Below are 9,493 nucleotides of genomic sequence, written 5' to 3'. Positions count from 1 at the left end.
CTCATTTTGGGTCTGATTTGTTTTTGTTAATGATCAGACAGTACCTGATGAGCCTTTCTTTGTCAACTCTTGAGGTTGATGCGTTTCATTTTTGAATTGGCGAAGCTAAAACATAAGTACCTAAGCAAAATTAATTACACATTTCGATAAAGCTTTTGCCTATTGCCTATTGCCTATTGCCTCTTGCCTGTCTTCACTAGGAAATTTATTTTGCATGACTACTTATCTTTCTACTATTACTGATCACTTACTAATAAATGATTCTAGCTGATAGCTGATAACTAAAAAACTGATTACTGATTACTGATCACTGATTTAAGGTCTTTGCAGGAAGATTAATTCTTCAACGGGGAGGAAATCATAGTATTGACCTTGATTAGCTAAAACTGCGATTAAATGGAGACGAGCATCGGGTTCAATGTGTAATCCTTCCCAGGGGACGGCAATCTCCAAACATTGATTAAAAGAAGCTTTGGCACTACTAGGAACTCGTTGCCAAGTCAAATATTCTTGAGCGACTTCTAACCAAGTAAATTCCGTGATTAAATTAACCCCTAGATGATGATGATAACCGTAATTGAGGGGCGATCGAGGGGGAATATCTGTTAGGGGAATTGGACTTTGCAGACGATGCACTTCATCATAATACCAATATAAATGCACTTCAGGCGGGATATCTTTGCCTAATTCTGCCCCCGGTTTCCAATCGAAACGCAGATAAAAATTGAGGTGATCCCAACCGAAAAAGAGCCTTTGTACTAAGGAAGTCCGGTGCATTGTACCACTGGCGCCGCCAATTTCGATCCGTCCAGCTTTATCCCAATCCTGTTCGTCCCCAAAACCGTCGATAATGGGGTGAATAAAAGCTAGTGGACGATTACTTTGTTTATCTCCGTGTTCTTCCACCGGTTCGAGCAAATAGGAGGGAATTGGCTCATTTAAAGCTTGATAAAGAGCGATCAGGTGTTCGCGGAAAAGTTGATCAAAAATTGCGTCATGATTGGAGGAATGACCATAACCAAACCACCAAAACCAATCGGAACCCTCCGCTGCATACAATGCTTCCCACGCATCGGGGTTATTATCTTCCGTCGCTTCCGGGTGATTAGCGAGGGTTTGACGGGCTAAAATTAGATATTCCCAAGCTTTATTTTTAGCGGGATCGCCGATCCAAGTGGTAAAATTGGCATCGATCCAAGAGCCGCTATGAAGTTGATGGCTGGGTATTTTTGCATTAGCCGGAAAGCGATCGAGATATTCCGAGACGGTGACTAATTTGATCGCTTGGTGGTCGCTTAAAAGTTGATAAAGATTCTCTAGGAAGGGTAAACCGTCTTGATGATAGTTTTCCCAGCAGTTTTCGCCATCTAGCGCAATGGTAACTAACCAGGGTTTTTCTAGGGTCGTGGTTTCTGCGTTAGTTTTCAGTTGTTCGGCGATCGCTTCTAGGTGTTTAACTAAGTCTGTAGCGGCCTCTTGCGCTTTAATGCCACTATAGCTAAATCCGATCAGATCCGAGAGACGATGATCGCGGAAAACCATCGATAAATTGCCGTTGCTAGTTTCCAGAAGGTAGGGACGATAAAGCAATTCCGGTTCGCTAATATTGCCTTTTTCGTCGCGATGAAAGTAATGTCCCAGAGACCAACCTAACACCCCCTCATCGGAACATAACCACTGAAAACCCTGTTTAGCGACAGCGGGGAGAATTGCGGGACTAACGGATTGTTCCGAGGGCCAAAGTCCTCGAGGTTGTTTATCAAAGCGATCGATATAGATTTGCCAAGCTTTCTGGAGATGGCGGCAAATATCTTCAGGATAGTGGAAATATTGGCGAGGAAGGGTCATATTCGGCACCGCTACCCGGCCGGCTTCCGAGTTGGACAGCAGGGGTAAAATTGGATGGGTGTAGGGACTGGTAATGATTTCTAGTTGTCCAGTTTCCTGCATTAACCGGTGTTGCGGCAAGATGCGACGCAGAATTTGACGCTGTTTGGAGATAATTCGCTGGCGATCGCTTAAAGTAAAGTTTTTTCCCTGTTCTAACCAAGCAGCGATTTCTGGGTCACTGTGAAAGATAGGATCGATCCAAGCGAGGTTATGCCAAGCCAAGAGATCGCTATAATCTTGCAGATTCCAATGGCTAATACACCAACTATGACCGTTTTCTTGACGCTGTGCGTATAATTGGGCGTAACGGGGGTGCGGATCGATCAGGGTACGATGGTTAGCATCGAAAAAGTGTTCGAGGATAAAGTGTTTTTGTGCCAGGGTTAACTGCGCTTCTGGGGTGACGGTGAGAGCAAGATAGGGGTCTATAGCTAGTCCGTTGACGTAATCCTCTAATTGCAGGATTAAAGAGGGGACAAGGTTGACAGTTTGGTGTAATTTGGGAAAACGTTCTAGAATTAAGATTAAATCGAGATAATCTTTCACTCCATGCAGTCGCACCCAGGGTAAGCGATATTGTCCCGAAGCATCGGTGCTAGTTTGACAGGATTTGTAGAGGGGTTGGTGTTGATGCCAAATAAAAGCGACGTAGAGAGGATAGGCCATGATAATACCGAGAAAAAGTACATATAACAGGCTTTAAAGCCGTTATATTAGATAATAATGGACAATAAAGCCCATTATAGATTCTTAAAAGTTGATTTCGGTCACTACCATAATCCTATCAACTGGTTTTGAGGGGGTATCGTCTCTTTGTATTTGTTAAAGGATCGGCTCCTCTGGTGGTGAGTATTGGGAGTTCAGCAGTAAGCTGTTCGTAATTTAAATTGCGGGCTCTCCTGGTTTTCCTGTATTAATTTTTGTTATGAATTAAAGCAAGCAAACAGCTTAATTGGTAAATTCATAACTTATTCTTTTAATAAGCTTTATTTTGGTATTCATTCCCTCAATTAATCCGCCAGTTGTATGATTTTCAAAGTAATTACAAATACCAGGCAAATGCTTCTGGATCATGCTGGCACTACTTTGATATAATATCCCGCTTTTCCAATTTTCTCTCAGCACCTCTGAACGTTTTACTACTTTGATAAATTTGTCTAATTTCTTCTTTAATTTACCAGACTATTCCCAAGCATGAATGTTCTTTCAGGATAACTTCTAGTTGTTGTTTTTGCTCGTGCTTTAAGTCCTCTTTATTCTTCCATAATAAATGAGGTAATCCTTTTTCATGCACCCCCATTAACTTTCTCAATTTATTAAGCTCGTCATTGATGATAGCCATTACATGAAAACGATCATAGATGATTTTAGCATTGGGAAATAATTCCTTGCTCACTGCTGTAAATCCTGACCACATATCGACGCTCACTTCTTTCACCTTCTCCCGAACTGTTTCTGGCTGTGCTTTTAAGGATTCCCAATTCATCTTGCTTATGTCCTTTAATCACATCTAGTAAAATTTTCTTGTCCAGATCTACGACCGTTGTTATGAAATCTTTATGTCCTTTTAAGTTACTAAATTCATCTAAGCTTATTCGTTCTGGTGCTTCCCACTCTTCCTTTTCTAGTTCTTTAGCACAGTGATTAAATATTAACTGAACTTCTTCCCATCCTAACCCTTCTTCTCGACTTATTTCTTCGATACTACAATTTTTTACTCTCTCATAAATCATCGATTCATAGCGGATTGTATGATGCTGTCTTAATCTCATAAAACTCCTGAGAGGGGGACAAGCGAGCCAGAAGGTAGATAGGGCAAGCAATATCGCTCTTTGTCTTTTGATGCAATCCTTCAACCGATAGCGGCTAATTTGCATTAGCTCTTCTATATTTTTTGGGAACATTTGATGTAGCTGGAGCCAATGATAGAGATGTTGACCCACATAAAAACTGCTGTGTCTGCGTTGACCTTTATATCTTTTTTCGGGTCTTGTGACATATTTTTGGATTCCCATATCCTTAATTTTTTTACCTTGTAGTGTGGCACTTGTATAGGCGATAGCTATAACAATTATCAGCTTTGATAGGTATTGCGGTGCTAATTGAGAACCTTCTAAGCTATAGCATCCCGACTTAAAATCTCGGAACATCTCCTCAATATCAAATCTTTTTTGATCGGCAATTATTGCCGTCTCTAAATCCCCAAAATTTGTCAGAATATATTAAGGTTCTTTTGTTTGAAAACCCCCATAGGTTGTTTTCCACTTACCCGCTAAGTTAAACTGTCCAAATCCCTGCTCTTTTGTAATATTGACATCCTTCAAAAATAGTTGAGTTCCTGGACTTAAACCTAACTCTCTCATTTCTGGATAAATTCCTTCTTTTGTCTTCACATTTGTACTTTTGTCTTTAATTTTTTTAACAACTTGATAGCCTTCCTCCCATTTCTCCAAAAAATTGACGATTAGTTCGGGGGGATATTGAAAGTCGGCGAAGACTAAAATAACCGCATCCCCAGTTCCTTGTAAAAGTCCGTAATAGCTAGAACGAACAAAGCCAAAATTCCTAGCGTTAATGATAATTTTAACTCTAGAGTCGCTTTGAGAGATTTGCTCTAATATGCTGACTGTTTTATCTTGAGAGTCATTAGACCTCGACCTAATATTATCTCAAGACTAAAAGTCTTTCTAGTTAAGAAGCTTGCCCGAATAGAAATAATTTTAATTGTCCCATGTTTTTCTTAAAGGATGTTTGAAAAGTCAGGAGACCACTAGGGGTAGTGTCGTGATATATAGCGTTTCTCACACCTGTGAGGCACAGTTAAACCTTTGCTAATTAGGGTTTTCAACATCGATAATATACCTCTTGCGAACAGGAAACGCTATAGGCGCTTTCAGGCTTCTGTTATTGAAAAGAGAGGCAATTTTTCGAGGTTGCTTATATTACAATATTTCATTGTACAGCTTTAAATACTTAGATGCTTGAATCTCAAGAGTAAATTCTTGCTCCACTTTTTGCCTTGCCCGAATGCACAATTGGTTATACCTTTCTGTATCTTCTAATACCCAATTAATTCCGCTTGCTAAGTCTTCCACCTCGAAGGGGTGAGCCAGATAACCATTCTCTTGATGTTCGATCATATCAGGCATTCCACCAATTTTAAAGGCAACAGATGGAGTGGCACAAGCGAGAGCTTCCATGACTGTATTGGGAAGATTATCCTCAATTGAGGGAGCGACAAAAATATCGGCGGCGGCATAGACTAAAGCTAGGGAAATATCATCATTTAATCTGCCTAAATAATGGGTTTTTAAGCCAAAATCAGGCGGATTCACTGGTTCAGAGGCACCGAAGACCACTAACTCTAATTTATGCCACCATATTTCCCCCTGCTGTTTAACGGGGAAATAGAACCCAACAGTATGACTGTGACGTAGTACCTCAACGGGAGTCTCACCGTATATGTATTTAGGGAGTTCGCTCCGAAATTCTCGCACCCCAATTTTCTCAATGTATTGTGTACATAGTGTAGCACTATTTGAGAAAGGATATTAACAAATAACTTTGCTCATGTTTTACCAGATTAAAAATTTAATCTGGTTTAAAGAAAATACCATCCATCTGCAACACCCTCCCAGTTTTTTCGGCAGTAAAACCTGGTTCAATACCGTACAGTTCGTAACCTAATTTTTCTACGATATCAATCATTTCTTTAAACAGGACTTGACCTTCATAGAGAGGGACTAAAGATAATTCAAGCTTAATACCTTTAACCAAAGGCAAAATTGCTGTTGCCCCTTCTAGCACTTGTTTTTCCAATCCTTGCACATCTATTTTGAGAAAAATGGATTTAGTTTCGCTTTTGATATAGTCCTTGGCCAGGGTATCTAGCCTGCTCAATTTTACTGTTTCTGAACCAGAGTAAGCTGATTCGGGGGCAGATTGTACGTGAGCATCCAGCATTGGCAAAGCTGAACTACTCTGGCTGTTACCAGCAATATTGATGATAATTTCACCTTCTTGGTTGCCAATGGCAGCTTGGGGAGCAATTTCCCACAGAGGGTCTTTTTCACTGACAGCTTTTAATTGAGAGTAAGCACTTGACAGCGGTTCAAAGGAAACTATCCTCCCCGAATAGCCTAACTCTCGCAGTAATTTAGCATATTGCCCAATATTAGCACCAACATCGAATACTAAGTCAATATTGTGATAGGCTAACAAGCGCTGCATTTTCGCCGCTTCGGATGTTTGTACATTGTATCTTTTTAGATCAATTCCTAAACTTCTGGCGAGTTTCTTGATTATTTTTTTAGGCATAAATTTTGAGTGATAATTAATTTTATTCAAGAGGCAATCCAACCCAGTCCCATGAAACAAATACATCAGGACTATTGATTTGACATAATTTTCCTTTGGAACTGACTCCATATATATCGTAGTTATGTTCATTCAAGAACTCTTTTGTTTTGTCAGTTGACGACCAATTTTCAACTGCTTCTACCACCAATATTGGCTTATCTCTTTTAATTATAGTTTCGCATCCCTGAAGAGCAAGAGGCTCAGCCCCTTGAATATCCATTTTTATGATATTTACATTTTGCACCTGGTCAATTAAACCATCTAGGGTACATACTTGTATTTCATATTCTTGAATTAAATCTCGATTATTTCCTTGTTCTAATACTTCTACGCTTTCTAATTGACAGCCACTATTCTCACTAGAATCTGCCAGTAATTTTTGTCTTCCTTCTGTATTGGATACGGCTTCGTTATGAAGAACCACGTAATCAGTTAGTTGATTTTGCTTTACATTGTATTCGAGCAAGGAAAAATTTAGTGGATTTGGCTCAAAACTATGAATAACTCCTGACCAACCACGAGATTTTAGCTCATAGGCAACAATTAGGGTATAAACACCATGATGTGCTCCTACATCTAACATGACAAATCCAGGTTTAATTTGACTAACAATATATTGAACTAAGTGGTATTCTATTTCACCAACATAATATCCTTGAACTGACATTAAACTGCCAGAAGAGCGAAAATTGATTTTTCCTCCATATATCTTGAAGTCTTGGGGATGCTCTACAACCAATAAATCATGAAATTGTTTTAATAAAAAAGGTTTCAGATAGAATTTACTATCATGACGTAATAAGAGGGATTGGTGATAGAACCAACGCATCGGTTCTCGAATAGACTTTGTAATTGGCAGTAGAGGATATCCAGCAGATTTGTAAGCTGAGGCAACACTCTTAAGCGTATTTTTGAACATTTTTTTAAACATAGTAATATAAAAAATGAAAGTTGTTGGTTTCCAAGTATTTATTGAAAGTCTCAGATTTTCAATATTAGCAAACAAGTAAGAATTGTATTCAAAGCTTAAAGATTGTTTTTAATTTCCTCTCTATGCGCTCAATCAAAGATGCCTGACAATAAACACGATAGGTAAAGTTATCTGCATCAATATGAGGAATTACATAGGGTGGATGACGTAGGGGGAAGTCCATCTCTTCTACATTAACACTGTTAACCGGAGTTCTAGCATTTATTGTGTGCGTAGCGTTTGCACCAAAACCAATATTGCTAACTAGATTCATATTAGGAATAATAGCTAAACCATGCTGAAGAAAACAAGAGAGTATCCAGCGGTAGCCCCAGCTATTAATCTCTTCATCATAAGTTTTTTGAAATACTTTTGTCCAATATTTTGTTTTTTGAGGATTCCGTAAAATATACTGAAGCAGATTATCCTGTTTGACTTCGGGCCACAGACTCATATCGCCATCATAATAGTGCCACGCCCGCCTCCAAGTTGCCCACCCCCATATAAGGTTAATCTGAGAAAAATAATAGCTATACTCGGTACGCTGGCGACCCAACTGAAAGTTACAACCGATAATAGACATGATTCTCTCATCATTTTGATAGTAATCAAGCAATTCCTGACAAAATCGAAAGAAACTAGGATCTGGTAAGCAATCATCCTCAAGAATAATCGCCTCTTCAACCATCTCAAAAACCCAATCTAAACCACTCGATACCCGATTTTTACAACCTAAATTTAAATCAGAGTAATTCGTCAATACCTCACAATCCCAATCCACACCCTCGATAATAGCACGGGCCGCCTTACACTTTTCAATATCATCTGGTCTATCGGGACGCGGACCATCGGCAACCACTAATAACTTAGGTGGTTTCGCCTGACGAATGGCTTCAAATACCCTCGCTGTCGTATCAGGTCGATTGAAAATCAGGAAGGCCACAGGAGTGGTTAGTTGGAAGTCAGTCATAGACGAATTTACTTTTAACTCGTAGCATCCTAACCCAGCCTGACCAAATTGTCAACCCTAGGCTAGTGGGACTACCAAAATCCACCCAGAGGAATTCAGAGACTTTCAGGATTAATCCCCAATTCCCTGAGTTTAGCCGCCAATCGTTCGGCTTTTTCTTCGGCTGCCTCAGCTTTCTGTTGTGCTTCTTCAGCTTGCTGTTGTGCTGCCTCAGCTTTCTGTTGTGCTTCTTCAGCTTTCTGTTGTGCTTCTTCAGCTTTCTGTTGTGCTTCTTCAGCCAACTCTCGCGGGGTTGGCAACAACATTCCATCTAAAGTCGCCCAGCGAATCCAGACGGTTGTTACCCCTCTATATTTTCCCTGCCAACGAACTAAAGCTAATCCCAAACGACCACTGATTAGCCATCCTTTCTCGTTGGGTTGCCGCGGTTCATATAGTCCATCAACTAAGACAAATTCGGCAAAATCTTCAGGATTAAAAGGATCGTACCAGAAATATTCAGGCACTCGTAACTTATCTTGATAAATCTGTTTTTTCTCGGTTTTGTCTATTTGGGTGGTACTTTCTGAGAGTAGTTCAATCACTACATCGGGAGCTTTTCCCTCCTCCCAAGTAACCCAACTTTTTCGCTCCCCTTTTGGTACACCTAAGACGGCAAAAAAATCAGGTCCTTTGAAGTCTTGATTTTTCAGTTGTGCTGTACTGAAATAGACAAACATATTGCCACTGGCATAACCATCTTCTCGTCGGTCTAGCCAAGGGGATATACTGTCTATTAACAGATCCATCTGCCATTTATGCCTTTGAGTTTCCATGGGTACTCCATCATCGCAGGGAAGTTCATCTTGGGTGGGTAATGCAGTTAACTGCATTGGTTGACTAAACGTCAGAGTTTCCATATTTCTGTCCTAGATTTTGGGTTTAGTTATGTAGATTTTCTAGATTTTTTGCCCTCTTTCAGGCAAATACTACTTTAATTGAGTAGCTACAGCAATTCTAAATGATTCGTGAACGGGCAAGGAGCTTAATCCCATTGTTCAGCTGCTTATTGTCAAGGGTTTAGGGGATTACTATCTGTTCTATCACAATTCTAGACTAAGACGCATTGGCCCTTCTAGGTTCTGTGTGAGCATGGTATAATGGTAACACAGAACAGGAGGTGAGTTATGTGGATAAATTTTGATCAACTCCTCGATTTACCAAATGTAACAGTGGTCAATTATCAAAAAATTGCTCAGACAATTTTCCTAAAGCTCGCTCTTTTAAATGAAACAATTGAATGTCCGAATTGCCATCAAACCTTG

General features: G+C 39.9%; 9 protein-coding genes and 2 pseudogenes. 1 reads left to right on the top strand and 10 read right to left on the bottom strand.

The window, feature by feature from the left end:
• Positions 1 to 315: 315 nt before the first annotated feature.
• The 10 genes and pseudogenes from IM507_RS05240 to IM507_RS05205 form a co-directional block, all read right to left on the bottom strand.
• Entirely contained in the window at positions 316 to 2,556 is a 2,241-nt protein-coding gene (locus IM507_RS05240; protein WP_190538087.1) for a glycoside hydrolase, read from the bottom strand.
• Between the two features lie 282 nt (positions 2,557 to 2,838).
• Positions 2,839 to 3,015, bottom strand: coding sequence for a transposase (locus IM507_RS23455; protein ID WP_353847187.1), 177 nt, complete (start codon positions 3,013 to 3,015; stop codon positions 2,839 to 2,841).
• A gap of 49 nt (positions 3,016 to 3,064) precedes the next feature.
• Positions 3,065 to 3,307, bottom strand: coding sequence for a transposase (locus IM507_RS23450; RefSeq protein WP_002736375.1), 243 nt, complete (start codon positions 3,305 to 3,307; stop codon positions 3,065 to 3,067).
• On the bottom strand, positions 3,258 to 4,040 hold the full coding sequence (locus tag IM507_RS23445) for a helix-turn-helix domain-containing protein (RefSeq protein ID WP_002737655.1): 783 nt from the start codon (positions 4,038 to 4,040) through the stop codon (positions 3,258 to 3,260). Before IM507_RS23445 ends, IM507_RS23450 begins: the two co-directional genes overlap by 50 nt.
• A gap of 72 nt (positions 4,041 to 4,112) precedes the next feature.
• Positions 4,113 to 4,553: a glycosyltransferase gene (locus tag IM507_RS05230; protein ID WP_287636741.1), complete on the bottom strand. Its 441-nt coding sequence runs from the start codon at positions 4,551 to 4,553 to the stop codon at positions 4,113 to 4,115.
• Positions 4,554 to 4,832: 279 nt separating this feature from the next.
• A pseudogene (locus tag IM507_RS05225) lies at positions 4,833 to 5,282 on the bottom strand (glycosyltransferase); the annotation flags it as partial.
• Between the two features lie 199 nt (positions 5,283 to 5,481).
• Positions 5,482 to 6,207 carry an FkbM family methyltransferase gene (locus IM507_RS05220; protein ID WP_069475641.1) on the bottom strand — a complete coding sequence of 242 codons (726 nt, stop codon included), beginning with the start codon at positions 6,205 to 6,207 and terminating at the stop codon, positions 5,482 to 5,484.
• A gap of 22 nt (positions 6,208 to 6,229) precedes the next feature.
• On the bottom strand, positions 6,230 to 7,255 hold the full coding sequence (locus IM507_RS05215) for an FkbM family methyltransferase (protein ID WP_184891200.1): 1,026 nt from the start codon (positions 7,253 to 7,255) through the stop codon (positions 6,230 to 6,232).
• A gap of 13 nt (positions 7,256 to 7,268) precedes the next feature.
• Complete coding sequence (locus IM507_RS05210; protein WP_123230489.1) at positions 7,269 to 8,189, bottom strand: glycosyltransferase family 2 protein; 921 nt, start codon at positions 8,187 to 8,189, stop codon at positions 7,269 to 7,271.
• Between the two features lie 95 nt (positions 8,190 to 8,284).
• The gene (locus IM507_RS05205) at positions 8,285 to 9,088 is read right to left on the bottom strand and encodes a Uma2 family endonuclease (RefSeq protein WP_069473798.1); all 804 of its coding nucleotides are present in this window, start codon (positions 9,086 to 9,088) and stop codon (positions 8,285 to 8,287) included.
• A gap of 267 nt (positions 9,089 to 9,355) precedes the next feature.
• Between IM507_RS05205 and IM507_RS05200 the strand changes: the two are divergent.
• Positions 9,356 to 9,493: pseudogene (locus IM507_RS05200) on the top strand (ISL3 family transposase); the annotation flags it as partial.

Source organism: Microcystis sp. M20BS1 (genome assembly GCF_020245305.1).
Lineage (GTDB): Bacteria > Cyanobacteriota > Cyanobacteriia > Cyanobacteriales > Microcystaceae > Microcystis > Microcystis ichthyoblabe_A.
This window is presented reverse-complemented; position numbering and strand designations above follow the sequence as displayed.

Coding starts and splice junctions, on each gene's coding strand:
- IM507_RS05210 (WP_123230489.1), bottom strand. CDS start 8,189: ATGACTGACTTCCAACTAACCACTCCTGTGGCCTTCCTGATTTTCAAT.
- IM507_RS23445 (WP_002737655.1), bottom strand. CDS start 4,040: ATGTTCCGAGATTTTAAGTCGGGATGCTATAGCTTAGAAGGTTCTCAA.
- IM507_RS05240 (WP_190538087.1), bottom strand. CDS start 2,556: ATGGCCTATCCTCTCTACGTCGCTTTTATTTGGCATCAACACCAACCC.
- IM507_RS23450 (WP_002736375.1), bottom strand. CDS start 3,307: ATGTGGTCAGGATTTACAGCAGTGAGCAAGGAATTATTTCCCAATGCT.
- IM507_RS05205 (WP_069473798.1), bottom strand. CDS start 9,088: ATGGAAACTCTGACGTTTAGTCAACCAATGCAGTTAACTGCATTACCC.
- IM507_RS05220 (WP_069475641.1), bottom strand. CDS start 6,207: ATGCCTAAAAAAATAATCAAGAAACTCGCCAGAAGTTTAGGAATTGAT.